We start from the raw sequence: 16,853 nt of genomic DNA on the forward strand, positions 1-16,853 counted from the left end.
GCTAATACCTGGCAAGAACAAGTTTTAGTGTTGAACTTAAATTACCAAAAGAAGGGGAGAGAAAATATGAAAATCTATACGAAAACAGGAGATAAAGGAAAAACAAGCTTAATCGGAGGCAGAGTCGATAAAGACGACCTTCGCGTAGAAGCATACGGCACAATGGACGAACTAAACTCATTCATAGGAAAAGCAATGACTGAACTCGACCCAGAAATTTTTGCAGACCTACTTGAAGATCTTGAAGCCGTGCAAAACGAAATATTTGATGGCGGCGGAGATTTATCAAACGTGATGAAAGAACGTCATTACAAACTTACAGAAGAACCAATAGAAGTATTAGAACAACGTATCGATCAATTAATGGAAGAAGCGCCGCCACTTGAAAAATTTATCTTACCAGGTGGAACACCAGCTGCGGCATCACTTCATATCGCGCGTACGGTTACTAGAAGAGCAGAGCGTCATACAGTTACGCTGATGAAAGCACAAGAAGACGTCTCACCAGTTGTCGTAAGATATTTGAACAGACTTTCTGATTATTTATTTGTCGCCGCTCGAATTGCTAATTCTAGAGTTAACGTGCCGGATAATGAATATGTTCGAAGTGCAAAAGTATTTAGAACTGATGAAAAGAAGAAGGATGCATAAATAGTGAAACTTAGATTACTAACAATAACAGCCATGTTTGCAGCACTATGTGCAGTCGGGGGATTAATTAAAATTCCACTAGGCATAGGTTCCGCTGCACTCGATGCTGCACCAGCACTATTGTCAGCAGCTTTCCTTCCTCCCATTTTTTCAGGCATTGCGGGATTTCTTGGGCATACTGCTTCAGCAATGTATGTTGGATTTCCTTTAGGACCATTTCATATACTGATTGCGTTAGAAATGTTCGTCATTGTAATGATTTTCGCACGCTTGCATAAAGCGGAACGCAATATTTCGAAGTGGGTATTTTTCATAATTGCAAACGGCATGCTTGCACCACTGCCGTTCTATTTCCTTATCTCACCCGCATTTTTCCTGAGTGTGCTTCCAGCCATATTTATAGCAACAATTGTAAATGCGGCTATTTCCGCTGTCGTTATGCCAGCACTTCAAAATGTCATGGCTGGGCAAATGAGTGAAATTAAATGAGAAATGCGACTGATATTGGACACGGCTTTATCGTCACAACAGATAATGCGGGTGGAATTGGTGAAAAGGTAGATGATATAGTTTCTGTTCCGAATCGTGTTACAGCCTATTTCACCTCACGTGTAGCATTACTTGAACAATGGGCAGAAAATGCGACGCCCATCTCGATTCTTATACACAATTTTAGTGGATCCTCAAGTTGGGATGAGTATGTGGGTGGCGTGACGGATTTATTCTTGGAAGCGAATCTTGAATTGCCTAAAATTAGTGGCAGTACTGAAACGAATATGGATTTAATTCAATCCGCTGTTGCGGTAACGATGATTGGCAAGAAGTCCGTAGTTATCGATAACCAAGAAGTGGAATGGTTTGCATATGGTAAACCATTGGTGGGCGAAGAAGTGATGAAGCATACAAGCGAAGTTGCCTCTGTCAATAAAATTCATAGAGCGATAAAAGTTGGAATCATTCACAAACTATGGCCTGTAGGATCGCAAGGGATTTTAAATGAAATACGTGTAATGACTGGAAATGATTTTGCTGAAGTTAAGTCGCGACTAGATACTAAGAAATCGGCGGGACCTTCAACAGTAGTTTTAATAGCCGTCCCAGTAAATCAAATAGAAGAAGCGAAAATACATTTCGGTAAAAACTTAACTGCTCTACGTTTTATTTCCGCACATTAAAACAGAGTTGTATGACATGATCATCATGTCATACAACTCTGTTTTTTGAATAGAATTTATATCTATGTTAATTGACATACTAGTTGTTTGGAGCGTAAGGCGGCGACTCCGGAGGAATCAGCGAAGGTCGAAGACCCCACAGGAGCGAAGCGACGAGGAGGCTGAGATCGAGCCCCTCGGAAAGCGTCCGCCTGAAGCGGAAAACAACGGCATTTAGAATACCGGAAGTTTATTTCAACTTATATAATAAAATTAAAAACCGCCTTCATTAAGGTTAAATTCCTTTTTAAATTCATCATAGTCTAATTCAAGACCTTCACATAAGCGCTTCACATCTTTAAAGAAGTCGAAGTCTTTATCAACAGGTTGATCACGATTTTCTGAATAAAAAACCATCAAATCGTACAACTCTGAAAATACTTTTGCTTTATTAGTTTCCTCCATCTATATTCGCCTCCTTTCAAATAACAAACCGCTTAATTAAAAACTACTAATTGTAATATTATACTATAAGTAGATTAAATATGCATGCAAGTTATGAAAATTATTAGTGAATAGTCTTAGAACCGATTGTTAAATAGAAGTATTGCTATTCATGTCATAGTTTTGTAAAGTAGATAATGGCACATGAATATTGTCGGCTAATACAAGCATCGTAATCGGGTATTCAGGTGTCATGTAAATATTCAAAAAGAACTAGTTTAGTGATATGTGTCAAATTAATTAAAAATGCTTGAGCGTATATACATAAAATCATTGGTATATTAAAATGATACACAGTGTAAAGGTTTGAAGCAATAACTAATAATATTTTTTTGTTGAAAGATAGATCATCCCCGCTGATTGAAGTTACATTTTTTAAAGATTTAAAGGAGGTTATGCGTTGGGACTATCAATACAAAATGCTATGAAACTTGGCAGGTTTAGTGAATGTGAAGTTGTTGCTGGTGAAACTGGGTTGGGACGGATAGTAGATAACATTACAATTATGGAAGTCCCCGAATTAGTCCCATGGTTAAAAGGTGGAGAATTGATTTTAACTTCACTCTTTGCGATAAAGGACGATTTGGATGCACAGAATATGCTTGTTCACAGCTTGCATAAAGCAGGTGCGACAGCATTGGCAGTGAAACCTTTTCCGACGTTAAAAACTATCCCGCAAGGTATATTAGACAGTGCAAATAAAATAGGCTTTCCAATAATAAAAATCCCGGAAAATGTTAAATACTTGGATATCATGTCGCCAATTATGCATCATATATTTAACGAAAAAGTGTTGCTACAAGAAGATGTTGAACAAATGACCAAGGTGCTTAATGAAGTTTTATTGAATGCCCGAGGCGTGGATGTATTTGTAGAAAATGTAAGTTACTTAACGAAGAATATTATTACAATTGAGAGTGAATTTACTTTTATTCAAGTCCCCACTAATGACAAGAAAGTGTCGCCTTTAACAAAAGAGCAGAAGTATGAGCTTTTCCTAATTCAAAGACCAATTCACTTTAAGCGTGAATATGATGGTGAAATTACATCGTGTATTATTGCGCCAATTATGGTGGATGGTAAAGTCTATGGGAATATTACATGCTGGGCAATAAACAATGATCATTCAACAATGGATGTTGCCATTTTGGAGAAAGCTTCTACACTATTATCACTTGAGTTTTTAAGATTAAAAGTTAAGTACGATATCGAACAACAGTATAAAAGTGATTTTATAAGGGAATTACTATTCAGTCAAAGTATTAAAGAAAAAGATGTTATTGAATGGGGCGAGAAGTATCGCATTACAAAAAGTAATACGTATACTGTTTTGTTGCTGAGTGCGATGAATACAAGTTCCAATGAAAAAAATTATATTAAACTTAAAGATTCTAAGATTAATTCCATTATAGAGGAAATTCAATCCACCGCATTATCAGGTCATATTCGTAATGGCGTTTGTATTATTCTTCGTTCAGAAGATGGCTCAATAAAAGAGGTTATCGAAAAAATATTCAATGCTTTGTCAACGTATATTGGTCCTGCCCATAGATTATCGCTCGGTATTGGGAGGATAGGCAAAGGTCCAGAGGGTATTCAAAATAGTTTTATTCAGGCAGAACAAGCGTTGAACTTAAGTGAAACGATAAAAGGGTTAGATGGTATCGTTCGTTATGATGATTTAGGCGCTTATCGCTTACTTAATAAACTAAAAGGGCAACGGGAAATGATTGATTTTCATCAAGAAACAATTGGAAGGCTCTTAGAACAAGATACAAACTTCGAGTTGCTTAAAACGTTGAAAACATATTTTTATTATGATGAAGTTATGAAGGCAACAGCAACTGCCTTATTTATTCATGTGAATACGTTGAAATACCGCATTTCCAAAATAGAAACGATTACTGGATGCGACTTGAAGAAATCAGAAGGGAAAATGAACCTCTTTTTGGGTCTGAAAATATATGAACTTCTTCATGATGATAAATAATAGATAAAATCATTAATAAATTGTATAATCATAGTCTGTTTAGACGAAAAAAACTGCTCATTTTAGTGTTATTTCTGTATTTAAGAATTTCTAAATATAGAGTATTCTTAATTAACAGTCAAGTAAGGCGTCGGACATTCAAGTTGATAATAGGTTTTAATTATTTACTAATATAGAAAAAGTAGGGGGAAAATTAATGAAAATTAAAAAAATGCATTTTATGCTGCTTGCAGCATTACTGCTAATACTAGCGGCATGTGGCGGAGCTAAAGATGAAGGAAAAGGAAAGGACGAGCCTAAAGGCGAAGCAACTGCCGGTGATTATGAAGATTTCACAATTATGTTCAGTCACAATCAACCTGTAGAAAGTCCAGAACACGCAGGTGCGACTAAATTTAAAGAAATAGTAGAAGAAAAGTCAGGCGGTAAAATCACTGTAGATTTATATCCAGCATCTCAACTTGGTGGACTTAGAGAACAAGTTGAATCAACACAAATTGGTGAAATTAATATTACAATGCAACCATCAGCAGTTGTTACACCATTTGTAGATGATATTAAAATTACTGATCTTCCTTACTTGTTACCAAAAGATACTGAAAAAATGTACAGCGCACTAGATAGCGAAGTTGGAACAGAAATTCTTGACACTTTAGAAAGTGGTGGATTTAAAGGATTAGGCTTCTGGCCAGGTGGCTATAAATTAATGACAACGAAAGATACAGAAATTAAATCACCTGCCGATATGAAAGGGCTTACGATGAGAGTTATGGAATCGCCTTTATTAATCGAGCAATATAAGTTATGGGGAGCAAACGCCGTTCCTTTAGGCTATGCAGAAGTATATAACGCGCTTCAGCAAGGTGTAGTAGATGGACAAGAAAATCCGCTTCAAACAATTTACTTAAATAACTACCAAGAAGTTCAAGGCAACATTATTGAAAGTTACCACGGTGCAATGACATATGTACTTTTAGCAAACCAAGCTTGGTTTGAAGGACTACCAGAAGAAGCACAAGCAATTATTTTAGAAGCTGAAGAAGAAGGAAAAACTGCTGCTAGAACAACACTTGCTGAAACTGAAGCAGATTACAAACAAAAAATCATTGACTCAGGTGTTAATTTCTATGCATTAACAGATGATGAAGTTGAAGTATTTAGAAAAATGTCAGAACCATTCCATGAAAAAGCATATAACAAACCAGCGCAATTAGAATTATTGAAAAAGTTTAAAGCAGAAATTGAAAGTAATAAATAAATAGTAATACAAATAGTTGTTAACAAGGGATTTGAACAATATCCAAGTTCTTAATCCCTTGTTTTCTTTATTAAGTTTGATTGAGGTGGAAAATTATGAAAGCACTTAAAAAAGTTGAAGACTTTTTCGTTGGCGTAAGTATAATAGCTGCCACACTAGTTCTTTTCGTCAACATCATTCTACGTTTCTTTTTCGGTGCCAACACATCCTGGGCCGAAGAGTTTATCCGTTATGCAATGATCTGGATTGCTTTTATTGGCTCTAGTATTTGCTTCCGAAGAGGAATTCATGTTGGTGTTGACTTGTTAATGAATAGCTTATCGAAAAAAGGAAAAAGTTTCTTACAGTTATATATTAATATCATCGCCATTGTATTTATGAGTTTTCTAATTAAGTACGGTTTTGATTTAGTTTTGTTTAGTGTGAAAACAGGCCAAATATCACCATCATTACAGGTCAAGACGTTTTGGATTTACTTAGCGATCCCTGTAGGAGCAATGCTTTCCATTATACATTTATTGGTTCAAACGTATCATTTATTACGAAAATCTGAAGTGAGCTTTGACTAAAAGGGGAAATAAAAATGTTAATAGCATTAGGAATTTTAATCTTTCTATTCTTGTTTACTAGTGTTCCGATTTTTATTTCTTTAGGAATGGCTGCATTTTTATCAGTTCTATTCTTAAGTGATATTCAACCAATGATTTTAATTCAACGGTTATTCGGTGGACTAGACCAATTCGCATTAATGGCGTTACCATTCTTTATTTTAGCCGCTAATATTATGGACGGTGGCGGTCTATCTAAAAGAATACTTAGCTTTTCACGTGCGCTTGTCGGACATCTATCAGGTGGAATTGCGATGACGACACAAGTGTCTAGTATGTTCTTTGGAGCATTATCAGGATCGAGTCCCGCAACAGTTATTGCGATAGGGAAAATCATGTATCCTGACTTACTTAGAGGTGGATATAGTAAATCATTCGCTGCCGGTTTATTAGCATCTTCCGGTTCGGTGTCACTTATTATCCCGCCAAGTATCACATTAATTATTTTCGGTTCTGTAACAGGTGCTTCTGTAGGTAACCTCTTTATTGCAGGTATTGGAGCAGGTCTGATTTTTGGTTTATCTTCAATGGTTTATATTTATTATTATGCGAAAAAGAACAATCTACCTAGAGATAAAAAAGCTTCTAAAAGTGAGCTTTTGAGTGCATTCGGTAAGGCAGGTTGGGCATTATTAATTCCTGTAATTATTTTGGGCGGAATTTATTCTGGAATGTTCACACCAACTGAAGCAGCAGGTGTTTCGGCTGTTTATGCATTTATTATTGGTTTCTTTGTGTATAAAGAGATGACGCTTAAAAACTTTTATACGATTTGTGTAGAATCTGCAATTACGACAGCGCAAGTTCTTGTTCTTGTTGCAGCGGCGCAAATACTTGGCTGGGTGTTAACAAGAGAGCGTTTGCCGCAAATGGTTGCAGAATTAATAGCAGACAATATTACTTCACCAATTATTTTCTTGTTAGTTCTGAACGTTATATTACTCCTTATGGGTATGTTCATGGAGGGTGTTGCTGCGATTATCGTTACTGCACCACTGATTTATCCAGCGGCAATGTTATTAGGAATAGATCCGGTACATCTTGGTATTATTATGATTTCAAACTTAGCAATCGGTATGTATACACCACCATTTGGAATTAATATATTCGTAACACAAACGATTACGAAAATGGGCATGAGTGAAATGATGCCAGGCATATTAAGATTTTTAGGCTTTAATTTAATTGCGTTATTACTCATTACTTATATCCCAGAATTATCATTATTCCTTGTCCACCTGCTTGATTAACGTTGGATAGTTGAATTGACTTTATCGATAGTGATAAAGATGGGAATAGTCTTCTGTTTGTTTAGACATGAAAAAAGTCGGTTGACCTGTACTATACTTAAATAAGGAATTTGAATGAAGGTGAGGCAGTGTCAATGGACTTTTCACGTTTTAAACAAACGTTAGATGAACTAACAGAGTTTGGTGGTTCAGATATAGGTGTAAATCGACTAGCCTATACGGATACAGAAAGAAAAGCTACAGAATTTATAAAAGGTTTATGTGAAAAAGAAGGACTGAAGGTTAGGCAAGATGCAGTAGGGAACTTAATTGCGCGACGCGAAGGGAAATATCCAGAACTTCCTGTAGTTGCTTTTGGTTCTCATATTGATAGCGTTTACGAAGCTGGCAAGTATGATGGTCCTGTTGGCGTTATAGCAGGTTTGGAAGTGATGCGTAACTTGAATGAGAAGGGCATTGTTACTAAGCACCCGTTGGAATTAATCGTTTTTGCTTGTGAGGAATCTGCTAGATTTGGATTTTCGACACTTGGCAGTAAAGCGATGATCGGAATTTTGAAAAAAGAGGATTTAGTTGATTTAAAGGGTAAAGATGGTCATTTTTTACGCGATGAATTTTCTAAATATTCGATGTCTATAGACAATATTGAACAAGCAAAAAGAGATAGAGAAGAATTTAAAATATTTTTGGAACTTCATATAGAACAAGGTCCAGTGTTGGAAAGTGAAAGAAAACAAATTGGTATTGTGACAGCGATTGCTGCACCGACTAGATTCCAATTACTTCTTTCTGGTTTAGCATCGCATTCGGGGACGACACCTATGGGTTATCGCAAAGACGCATTTTTAGGGGCTGCGGAAATTGCCCTTGCTCTTGAAGAAGCTGCTCTTGAAGAAGCGGCATATGGAACAGTTGCAACAGTTGGTGTGTGTGATGTAGCGCCAGGGGCTATGAACGTTGTGCCTGGTAATGTAGAGATGAAAATAGATATTCGCGGCACATCAGAAGAGTCAAAGACTGAAGTTGTGAAGGTGCTAAAAAAAGTTATACAAAGAATTAAAGAAAAGCGCGGTATTACTGTCATTAGTAATGAATTATGTGATGAATCTCCTGTGGATATGAATCAGTTAGTAATTAAGAGTTTGAAAGAAACTTGTGAGATGAACGGTATTGATTTTACATTAATGCCTAGTGGAGCAGGTCATGATGCGATGAATATGGCGCTTATATGTCCGACAGGATTGATTTTTATCCCTTCAAAAGATGGTTTAAGTCATAATCCGGCTGAATATAGCACGTTAGAACAAATAGGTGTAGGTATAACTTTACTAGAGAAGGAAATATTAAAATGGGCTGGTGATCATGATGAAAATTCATAAACTAGAGGTATTGTCGAATATTCAAGTGAGCGAAAGGTATTGGCATATGAAATTGGCCGCACCTTTGCTAACAGAAACAATAGTGCCAGGACAGTTTTTTAACATTAAATGTTCAGACGAGGCATTACCTTTTCTACGACGCCCATTTAGTATTTACCGAATCAATAAAGATGAAGACACCATTGAGTTTTTATATTTAGTTAAAGGGCTCGGTACCATTAAACTTACAGACGTAATGGCAGGAGATAAAGTAGATATCTTCGGCGCACTAGGTGTTGGCTTTTCATTAGAAAAAGAGTGGGATACAATCCTTTTATTAGCAAGAGGTGTTGGAATAGCAACCCTTGCCGCACTCGCGCAAGAAGCAGCTGCAAAAAACGTTAAATGTATTGCGATACTAAGCGCCAGAAGTCACAACGACTTACTTGCAACGGAAACATTACAAGGATTTGGTGCGACGGTTTATAAGGTAACAGAAGAAGATGAAACTAGCAGTGTTGAAAATGTTGAACGATTAATTGGGAAAATTATTGAAGAAAATGATATTAAAGCAGCCTTTACATGTGGATCAAAACGCCTTTCTAAATTGATGCAGAAAGTCGCTAAACAAAATAATATTCCGGGCCAAATTGCGCTAGAAGAACATATGGGGTGTGCAATGGGTGTATGTTACGCTTGCGTTTGTGATATTAAAGAAGAAAATGAAGTCAAGTCTGTTCGTGTTTGTATAGACGGCCCTGTATTTGACTTAGCGAAGGTGATGTTAGTATAATGAGAAAACTCAATTTATCTGTAAATATTGGAAAATTACAATTAAAGAATCCGATTATGCCAGCATCAGGTGCGTTTGGCCATGAAATGGAATCATTATTTGACTTTAACGAACTTGGTGCGGTCGTGCCTAAAAGTATTACAAAATTTCCGCGCGGTGGAAATGCTACCCCGAGAGTGTGTGAAGTAACGGGCGGCATGATTAATTCAATCGGTATTCAAAGTAAAGGTCTCGCTTATTATTTGGAGCACACGATTCCTGAATATCGTAAATACGATACACCACTTATTGCGAGTATTTCAGCAGATACAATGGATGAGTTTGCTGAGATGTCTGAAATCATCGGTAATACGAAAGGTGTTTCTGGACTTGAATTAAATATTTCTTGTCCGAATCTTGAAGGGGATGGAAAGTCTTTTGGTATGGACCCTGAATTATCATACCAACTTATTAAAAAGGTGAAGAATGTGACCGATCAACCAATAATTGCGAAGCTCACGCCGAATGTAACGAGTATACAAGAAATAGCGCTTGCTTGTGAGAAGGCTGGAGCTGACGGTTTAAATGTGGCCAACACCATTTTAGCGATGGCGATTGATATTCATACGCGTAAACCGAAAATTGGAAATGTGTTAGGTGGTATTTCCGGTCCTGCGATTAAACCAATTATCGTACGCATGATTTATCAAGTAAGAAAAGTTTCTTCGCTTCCAATTATAGGATGTGGCGGTGTCATGAACTGGGAAGATGCGATTGAAATGATTTTGGCAGGTGCAAATGCAATTCAAGTCGGCACTGCTAGTTTTATTAATCCGATGGCGATGATTGAAATTATTGAAGGCATTGAAGAATATATGATTGCCTATCAAATTGAAGATATTAATGATCTCGTCGGAAAAGTTGAAATTCCAGGGCAAAAAGTTGGGCTTTGCTAACAGAACCTTAAAGGGGGTGTTTAAAATATGATTTGGGACCATATAATTAGTAATGGCACCATCGTTTCAGCTGAAGACGAATATCAAGCGACGATATATATTAAAGATGGAAAGATTAGTGCGATTTCCAAAATTCCTTTAGGCGGAGAAGCGAAAAAAACGACAGACGCAACTGGTTTATATGTTTTGCCTGGCCTTATAGACACCCACGTACATTCACGTGATGGTGGAGCAACATACAAAGAGGACTTCTATCATTCGACGCAAGCAGCCGCTGCTGGTGGGATTACAACGGTATTTGAAATGCCGAACACGAATCCGCCGGTGAATCATAAAGAAAATTTCTATAAACAAGTGGATAACTTGAAAAGTAAAGCACATGTAGACTTCGGCATATGGGGAATTTGTTTAGGAGATTTGAACGTTAAGGATCTCGAAGGGCTCCATCAAGCAGGCGTCATTGGTTTTAAATACTTTTGGGGCTATGCCGTAAATAAAAATACTTACCAACTAATTTATAACTATGTTGAAGGTATGGAAGACGTCATTCCGCCTTGTAATGACGGTGAAGTTTATAGAATGCTTGAAGAAGTTGCGAAAACAGGCCAGACCTTTGCTATTCATGCGGAAAATAGTGATGTCATTAATCACTTAACTGAAGTAATGAAAGCGACAGGGAAAGACGATTACGAAACTGTCCTTGCTTCTAGACCGAGCTTAGTTGAAGAACTAACAATTCAAACGGGCATTTCAATGGCCAAGAAAACAGGAACAAGACTTCATATACTTCATGTAAGTTCAGCAGAAGGTGTCCAACTAATTCAGCAAGCACAAGAAGAAGGTTACCCAATAACTGCTGAAACATGTCCTCATTATTTATTTTTAACAAATGAAGACTATGATGAAATTGGCCCATCTATGAAAGTTTACCCAATGGTGAAATACCAAAAAGACCAAGACAAGTTATGGGAAGGTATTTCAAATGGTGTCCTTTCATTCGTTTGTTCAGATCATGCACCGCATACGGAAGAGGAAAAGAAAGGCAGTTTGTGGACGGTTCCAGCCGGTATGTGTGGCGTTGAAACATTAGCACCTTTAATGCTAAATGCCGTATCAGACAAAAAGTTGACGCTCCAGAAAGTCGTTTCACTTCTATCAACCAATCCTGCGAAACAATATGGTGTTTATCCTCAAAAAGGTGCACTTCAAGTTGGCTCAGATGCAGATTTCACAATTGTGGATATGAATAAAAGAGCGGCTATTCAAAAAGAAAAACTTCATAGTAAGAGCAAAGTAACAGCTTATGATGGTGTACCCATTAAAGGTGTTCCAGTCATGACAATTGTGAGGGGAACAGTCGTTATGAAAGACGGCGAAATAATTAGTGAACCATTGGGGAACTTAGTTACGCCATCTAAATAACAAATGAAGGTTGCTAAAAACAGCCTATCCAAAATAGAAAAGAGAAGTGAGAAAATGGATATGAATCAAAAAGCATTAGACCTTCACAGAGCAGGGTTAGGAAAGATGGAAATAACTTCAAAAGTACCGATGGACAACGCATATGACCTTAGTCTAGCGTATTCACCTGGCGTTGCAGAACCGTGTAAAGCAATCGCTGAAAATGAAGAACTTGTCTATGATTACACAATTAAAGGTAATTTAGTAGCCGTTATTTCCGATGGATCTGCAGTATTAGGTTTGGGAGATATTGGTCCTCTAGCTTCACTACCCGTTATGGAAGGAAAGGCTTTGTTATTGAAAAGGTTTGCAAATATTGATGCTTTTCCACTTGTTCTTAACTCCAAAGATGTGGATGAGATTGTGAATACGGTTAAAATGCTTGAGCCAACATTTGGTGCAGTTAACCTCGAAGATATTTCTTCCCCACGTTGTTTTGAAATTGAAGAACGCTTGAAAGCGGAATGTAATATTCCCGTATTTCACGATGATCAACACGGAACAGCTATCGTTACTGCTGCAGGATTAGTCAATGCGCTTAAAGTTGTTAACAAGAAACTAGAGACGATTCGTGTCGTTATAAATGGTTGCGGAGCTGCAGGAATAGCGATCACAAAGTTACTCGTTAAATTAGGCGTAAAAGACGTACTTGTTTGTGATACGAAAGGTATTATTTACGAAAATCGTCAAGAAGGCATGAATAAAATAAAAAGCGAAATTTCATTAATTACGAATCGTAATCAAGTACAAGGCTCATTAGCATGTGCAATTGAAAGTGCGGACGTAATCGTTGGTGTATCGGCTCCAGGCGCAATTACGGCTGAGATGATTCAAACAATGGCAAATGATCCAATCGTGTTTGCTTTGGCAAATCCAATTCCAGAGATTATGCCTGAGGATGCAATAAAAGCTGGCGTAGCGGTAATTGCAACGGGTCGTTCAGATTATCCGAACCAAGTAAATAATGTTTTGGCTTTCCCGGGTATCTTCCGCGGCGCTTTAGATGTGCGCGCAAGTCAAATTAATGACGAAATGAAAGTGGCGGCATTATATGCCATCGCTTCACTTATATCAGATGATGAAGTAAGTTCTGAATATATTATTCCAAGACCTTTCGATGAAAGAGTAGCAACTCATGTTGCTGCAGCTGTTTCTAGAGCAGCAATCGAGTCAGGCGTAGCGCAGACAGTTGCAAAACCACTTGAAGTATAAAAATCATAATAGTAACAAAACCCGCAGATTGATTTAACGGGTTCGGTACATGGGGAGAAAACGTTAAAGAGCATGGCATATAGGGACTCAATTCGCACATGAATTGGTGTCCCTATTTTTTTGTTGTTGTATCATTGCTTAAGGCGATTATCGATAGTAAATCGTATTAAAATGGTGGACGAATTAGCAGTGGCAAATAAATTTATGTGCCACTGCTAATTACGTTGTTAATATGCTTGTTAATTGGTGGGTGAAATGGCTTCCTTGAAAAGGATTTTGAATTAATTGAAAACCTTGAAAGGAATAAGGTATTTTGTGCTAAAATAAATTGTAAGAGGACAACTTATTAAATAAACGGGCCAAATAATCGAATAACTTCTTGTGAAAAAAGGTGGTTTGAAATAATTGGTATTAGTTTAAAGAGCATTATAATTGAAGAAAATTCGGGAAAGATACCTATAAAGAAAAGGTAGGTGGTTTTTATTGAAGAAAAAACTCTATGTCCTTTTTTGTATCTTATTTCTCATAAATAATACTGTTGTCTTTGCAAAACAAGAAACACCCAGTCAAGATTTTATAAATAAGTATTTTTTTGATGTCAATTTAAATGGATTTAAAGAATTATATACCTTTGGAGATTTTCCATTTTACAATGATAAAGGACAAATTACCCCTTTAGGTAAAACTGTTTTAAATGTATTAACATCAGATGTACGGAAATGGGTTAAAGAACCAAGGATATATGTGAAAGGCGATCTTGCTTATATACACGCAGTAGAGTTGGACGGATTGAATATTTTATTTACGTTAAAAAAAGAAAACGACCAATGGAAAGTAATTAAAAGGGAAGAAAAAAAACTCCCTAATGTTGGTAGTGAAATTATACTTGAAAAGGCATTCTTGAGAGCGATTGGACCAGAGATACTAAAGGCGACAAAATCATATTATGGCGAGGAAAGGCTTTTTTATTCTGAAAGAATAACTGATATTACTTGGAATGAAAATGATGATAAGTACAACGTAACAATTCAAATTATTACTTATAAAGGACCGATAATGCCCCCTTTTGGTTTCGATATAATTACATTGCAAATACCAGGTTTCGAAGTGGTAAAATACGAACATAAAGATATTTCGAATATCGAAAAAATGCCTTTAGAAATTAATTGAATTTAAATTTCTGTTTTGGGCTAACGCAGGCATTAGACTAATTACTTATTCTTTTATCGGGTGCGATTGCTTTATAAGGGATTTCGTCTATATCGCAATCTGCCCAAAGTCGCACGTATAGTGTGAAGTGGGGGGAAAGCTGGCGATAACTTCAAAGGCTTACCTATCACTATAATAATTTAAATCTGGAATATAGTAAATTGGATTTTTGAAAAAATCCGCTTTTTTCGTTATTGAGCTAAGATTGTTAAAAAAAGACTATTTAATCATAGACAATACAAAGATAGGGTTGAATAATTTGAGATGGTTTATCGCTATTCCATTTATTCTGGTTGGTGCTCTTTTAATGGGATTAACAATGGATCAAATTAGCGGTTTAGGAAATGCAATTATGAAAATCATAGGGTTTGGAATTATCTATGTTGGTGTTTTAGTTGGAAGAGGAAAGAAAAACAACAATCATCCTAAATAATGGGATGCTTATTTTCAATAAGACTATTATAAATGGAGTCCCATAATCGGGTGCATTTCTTGGTGCGAAACGTTCCTGATTCAAATGAAATGTGGTCACACAATTTCGGTGAAAATCAGGTAGTTTTAGATTTCTAAAATTAAAGGGTTATATCGAGAAGTCGAATGACGAGGTAACACTCTGAAAGGCTTCCCCTGCGTCGAGTAGCACGCGGATTAGTAAGGAAAAGCGTGTTATAAGCTCGGCTAATAGGCGTGAGAATTTACCGTAACAGTTTGGCTGACGAAAGCCTACCCGATGGGGTGGTGTAAATCATGATGCTTGGGTTGAACAAATAGGGTGAGAATGCAATGTAAATACAATAAGATACTGTATTGCTGACGAACTTCTGAATGTACGGGTCTAGACGCACGTTATATAGAAATGTATTTACTACCAGATGTAGGGTTAGCTGTGGATGAGTAAGAATCGAGAATATGAAAGTCCATCTTGTGTTACAGGCACATGCAATGCTAACAGGCTCATAGGAAGCACCTAAGTTTGCTTTATAATAGATATAATTCAACGTTGTAAGTTGATAACGTGGAGGGCTTACTCCCGGTGAAACATTGAAAAGGAAAATAGTCGTGAGACTAGCGACTATATAACTTTTCTTCATATCAGTGAAAGTGGTGGCACAGTACCGTCGAAGCGTGTAATGAACGTGGAGGGATAGCCACTAGACTAGTAAAAGATTCATTCAACCATGTTAGACAAATCTTTATCGGTTAATAAGGTTCTTGTAAGACTAATAGAGGTTCACCTTCCACGGAAGGCACCGACTTATTGAAACGGAAGACTTGAGACACATAAAGTGTTGATGATTGAATTGATTTGGATTAGTTGGAACGCCGTATGAGGTGAAAGTCTCACGTACGGTGTGAAGTGGGGGAAAAGCTGGCGATAACTTCAAAGGCTTACCTATCACTATCATAAGCTTTGTGCTTTAATCGGGCCATTTTGAGGAGTCAGTTACGAAAAAAAGTATGCTTGTGTGTAAATCTAATACGATAAAAAATCGTTAGGAGGTTTTATAAGTGTTTAATTTTCCTGAAGTATCAATGATTAGATTTCCTAAGTTGATAACACATTCAATTATTCTTGTGGTTGCCTTAACGTTGATGTCATTGTTTGGTTCAGATGTTGTAGGATGGCTTTTAGGCAGACCTATTGAAGCAAGTAAAGGCTTCGTAATTTTGCTTGTTGTAATTTGGGCTTTCTTTGCTTTACAAAGCAAAAAGTATAAAAAACAAGAAGTTTAATAACCGGGGGCAATTCTTTAACAAGGATTTGCTCCCTTTTCAGTAACGGGCCATTTTACGATATAAATAGAATATAAAATAGGGGTAGGCTATAAAGTGAGACCTGAATTAGAAAAAGAATTAAAAGCAAATGAATTTCGAGACTTTTATTGGTTGAAAGAAGAATTACAAACTTTTTGCAAAGAACATGGTATGGGTGCATCTGGTTCCAAAATTGAAATCACAGACAGAATTTCTATATTTCTTGAAACAGGAAAAATTCAAAAGCCAATGAGGAAAAGAAGTTCTTCCTTGCAAGAAATAAAATTGGATGAGTTAAGTTTAGATACGGTTATTATAGAAAATCATCGTTGTAGTCAGGTAGTTAGAGCTTTCTTTAAATCAGTAATTCCTAAATTTCATTTCTCTACATATATTCAAAATTATTTCAAGGAAAATGTAGGGAAAACATATCAGGATGTTATTGATGCATGGTATGAGGAAGAGCAAAGAAAAAAAGACCCATCCTATAAAAGACAAATAGGTTCACAATTTGAATACAATCAATTTACCAGAGATTATTTTGCGGATCCCAAAAACAATGATAAAAACAGAGAAAATGCAATTCAAGCTTGGAATGTTATTAAAGCTTTACCGGGTAACAATAAATATAAAGGATAAATATTTTCGCATCACTAGTACCGGAAAGTGCTATTACAGAATCGGGGGCAATTCTTTAAGAAGAATTGCCCCCGAT

At 36.6% G+C, this 16,853-nt stretch carries 17 protein-coding genes; 16 read left to right on the top strand and 1 reads right to left on the bottom strand.

Annotated features, from left to right (window positions below):
• Nucleotides 1-66 precede the first annotated feature (66 nt).
• From AC3RV6_RS01955 to AC3RV6_RS01965, 3 genes are read left to right on the top strand one after another with little or no spacing between them, the layout of a single operon-like run.
• Complete coding sequence (locus AC3RV6_RS01955; protein WP_489747797.1) at nt 67-651, top strand: cob(I)yrinic acid a,c-diamide adenosyltransferase; 585 nt, start codon at nt 67-69, stop codon at nt 649-651.
• 3 nt (nt 652-654) lie between these two features.
• A complete protein-coding gene (locus AC3RV6_RS01960; protein ID WP_489747798.1) occupies nt 655-1,140 on the top strand; it encodes an ECF transporter S component in 486 nt (161 codons plus the stop codon).
• The gene (locus AC3RV6_RS01965) at nt 1,137-1,826 is read left to right on the top strand and encodes a hypothetical protein (protein ID WP_489747799.1); all 690 of its coding nucleotides are present in this window, start codon (nt 1,137-1,139) and stop codon (nt 1,824-1,826) included. The genes AC3RV6_RS01960 and AC3RV6_RS01965 overlap by 4 nt, the downstream gene beginning before the upstream one ends.
• 252 nt (nt 1,827-2,078) lie before the next feature.
• On the opposite strand, the gene AC3RV6_RS01970 is transcribed toward AC3RV6_RS01965, so the two are convergent.
• Complete coding sequence (locus tag AC3RV6_RS01970; RefSeq protein ID WP_489747800.1) at nt 2,079-2,270, bottom strand: hypothetical protein; 192 nt, start codon at nt 2,268-2,270, stop codon at nt 2,079-2,081.
• Between the two features lie 439 nt (nt 2,271-2,709).
• Here AC3RV6_RS01970 and AC3RV6_RS01975 point away from each other — a divergent pair, with 439 nt between their 5' ends.
• The 13 genes from AC3RV6_RS01975 to AC3RV6_RS02035 all read left to right on the top strand — a co-directional run bounded on the left by AC3RV6_RS01975 (nt 2,710) and on the right by AC3RV6_RS02035 (nt 16,777).
• Entirely contained in the window at nt 2,710-4,299 is a 1,590-nt protein-coding gene (locus AC3RV6_RS01975) for a PucR family transcriptional regulator (RefSeq protein WP_489747801.1), read from the top strand.
• Nucleotides 4,300-4,495: 196 nt separating this feature from the next.
• A complete protein-coding gene (locus AC3RV6_RS01980; RefSeq protein WP_489747802.1) occupies nt 4,496-5,557 on the top strand; it encodes a TRAP transporter substrate-binding protein in 1,062 nt (353 codons plus the stop codon).
• A gap of 95 nt (nt 5,558-5,652) precedes the next feature.
• Nucleotides 5,653-6,126, top strand: coding sequence for a TRAP transporter small permease (locus AC3RV6_RS01985; protein WP_489747803.1), 474 nt, complete (start codon nt 5,653-5,655; stop codon nt 6,124-6,126).
• A gap of 14 nt (nt 6,127-6,140) precedes the next feature.
• Nucleotides 6,141-7,415, top strand: a complete 1,275-nt coding sequence (locus AC3RV6_RS01990; protein ID WP_489747804.1) for a TRAP transporter large permease — start codon at nt 6,141-6,143, stop codon at nt 7,413-7,415.
• 134 nt (nt 7,416-7,549) lie between these two features.
• The gene (locus AC3RV6_RS01995; RefSeq protein WP_489747805.1) at nt 7,550-8,794 is read left to right on the top strand and encodes a Zn-dependent hydrolase; all 1,245 of its coding nucleotides are present in this window, start codon (nt 7,550-7,552) and stop codon (nt 8,792-8,794) included.
• Nucleotides 8,778-9,566 carry a dihydroorotate dehydrogenase electron transfer subunit gene (locus tag AC3RV6_RS02000; protein WP_489747806.1) on the top strand — a complete coding sequence of 263 codons (789 nt, stop codon included), beginning with the start codon at nt 8,778-8,780 and terminating at the stop codon, nt 9,564-9,566. The genes AC3RV6_RS01995 and AC3RV6_RS02000 overlap by 17 nt, the downstream gene beginning before the upstream one ends.
• Nucleotides 9,566-10,501, top strand: coding sequence for a dihydroorotate dehydrogenase (locus tag AC3RV6_RS02005; protein ID WP_489747807.1), 936 nt, complete (start codon nt 9,566-9,568; stop codon nt 10,499-10,501). The genes AC3RV6_RS02000 and AC3RV6_RS02005 overlap by 1 nt, the downstream gene beginning before the upstream one ends.
• A 27-nt stretch (nt 10,502-10,528) precedes the next feature.
• Nucleotides 10,529-11,923: an allantoinase AllB gene (gene allB, locus AC3RV6_RS02010; RefSeq protein WP_489747808.1), complete on the top strand. Its 1,395-nt coding sequence runs from the start codon at nt 10,529-10,531 to the stop codon at nt 11,921-11,923.
• 54 nt (nt 11,924-11,977) lie between these two features.
• Nucleotides 11,978-13,174: an NAD(P)-dependent malic enzyme gene (locus tag AC3RV6_RS02015; protein WP_489747809.1), complete on the top strand. Its 1,197-nt coding sequence runs from the start codon at nt 11,978-11,980 to the stop codon at nt 13,172-13,174.
• Nucleotides 13,175-13,657: 483 nt separating this feature from the next.
• Complete coding sequence (locus AC3RV6_RS02020) at nt 13,658-14,344, top strand: DUF3888 domain-containing protein (protein ID WP_489747810.1); 687 nt, start codon at nt 13,658-13,660, stop codon at nt 14,342-14,344.
• 298 nt (nt 14,345-14,642) lie between these two features.
• Nucleotides 14,643-14,816, top strand: coding sequence for a hypothetical protein (locus AC3RV6_RS02025; protein WP_489747811.1), 174 nt, complete (start codon nt 14,643-14,645; stop codon nt 14,814-14,816).
• A 1,076-nt stretch (nt 14,817-15,892) separates the two neighbouring features.
• The gene (locus AC3RV6_RS02030; RefSeq protein ID WP_489747812.1) at nt 15,893-16,117 is read left to right on the top strand and encodes a hypothetical protein; all 225 of its coding nucleotides are present in this window, start codon (nt 15,893-15,895) and stop codon (nt 16,115-16,117) included.
• 96 nt (nt 16,118-16,213) lie between these two features.
• Entirely contained in the window at nt 16,214-16,777 is a 564-nt protein-coding gene (locus AC3RV6_RS02035) for a DUF6434 domain-containing protein (RefSeq protein ID WP_489747813.1), read from the top strand.
• Nucleotides 16,778-16,853 lie beyond the last annotated feature (76 nt).

It is taken from the genome of Sporosarcina sp. So3-204 (assembly GCF_058068165.1).

What these genes read in the sequence shown, in the direction of transcription:
- AC3RV6_RS02005 (WP_489747807.1), top strand. Translation starts at nt 9,566, where the DNA reads ATGAGAAAACTCAATTTATCTGTAAATATTGGAAAATTACAATTAAAG.
- AC3RV6_RS01965 (WP_489747799.1), top strand. Translation starts at nt 1,137, where the DNA reads ATGAGAAATGCGACTGATATTGGACACGGCTTTATCGTCACAACAGAT.
- AC3RV6_RS01985 (WP_489747803.1), top strand. Translation starts at nt 5,653, where the DNA reads ATGAAAGCACTTAAAAAAGTTGAAGACTTTTTCGTTGGCGTAAGTATA.
- AC3RV6_RS01955 (WP_489747797.1), top strand. Translation starts at nt 67, where the DNA reads ATGAAAATCTATACGAAAACAGGAGATAAAGGAAAAACAAGCTTAATC.
- AC3RV6_RS02015 (WP_489747809.1), top strand. Translation starts at nt 11,978, where the DNA reads ATGGATATGAATCAAAAAGCATTAGACCTTCACAGAGCAGGGTTAGGA.
- AC3RV6_RS01980 (WP_489747802.1), top strand. Translation starts at nt 4,496, where the DNA reads ATGAAAATTAAAAAAATGCATTTTATGCTGCTTGCAGCATTACTGCTA.
- AC3RV6_RS01990 (WP_489747804.1), top strand. Translation starts at nt 6,141, where the DNA reads ATGTTAATAGCATTAGGAATTTTAATCTTTCTATTCTTGTTTACTAGT.
- AC3RV6_RS01970 (WP_489747800.1), bottom strand. Translation starts at nt 2,270, where the DNA reads ATGGAGGAAACTAATAAAGCAAAAGTATTTTCAGAGTTGTACGATTTG.
- AC3RV6_RS02000 (WP_489747806.1), top strand. Translation starts at nt 8,778, where the DNA reads ATGATGAAAATTCATAAACTAGAGGTATTGTCGAATATTCAAGTGAGC.
- allB (WP_489747808.1), top strand. Translation starts at nt 10,529, where the DNA reads ATGATTTGGGACCATATAATTAGTAATGGCACCATCGTTTCAGCTGAA.
- AC3RV6_RS01995 (WP_489747805.1), top strand. Translation starts at nt 7,550, where the DNA reads ATGGACTTTTCACGTTTTAAACAAACGTTAGATGAACTAACAGAGTTT.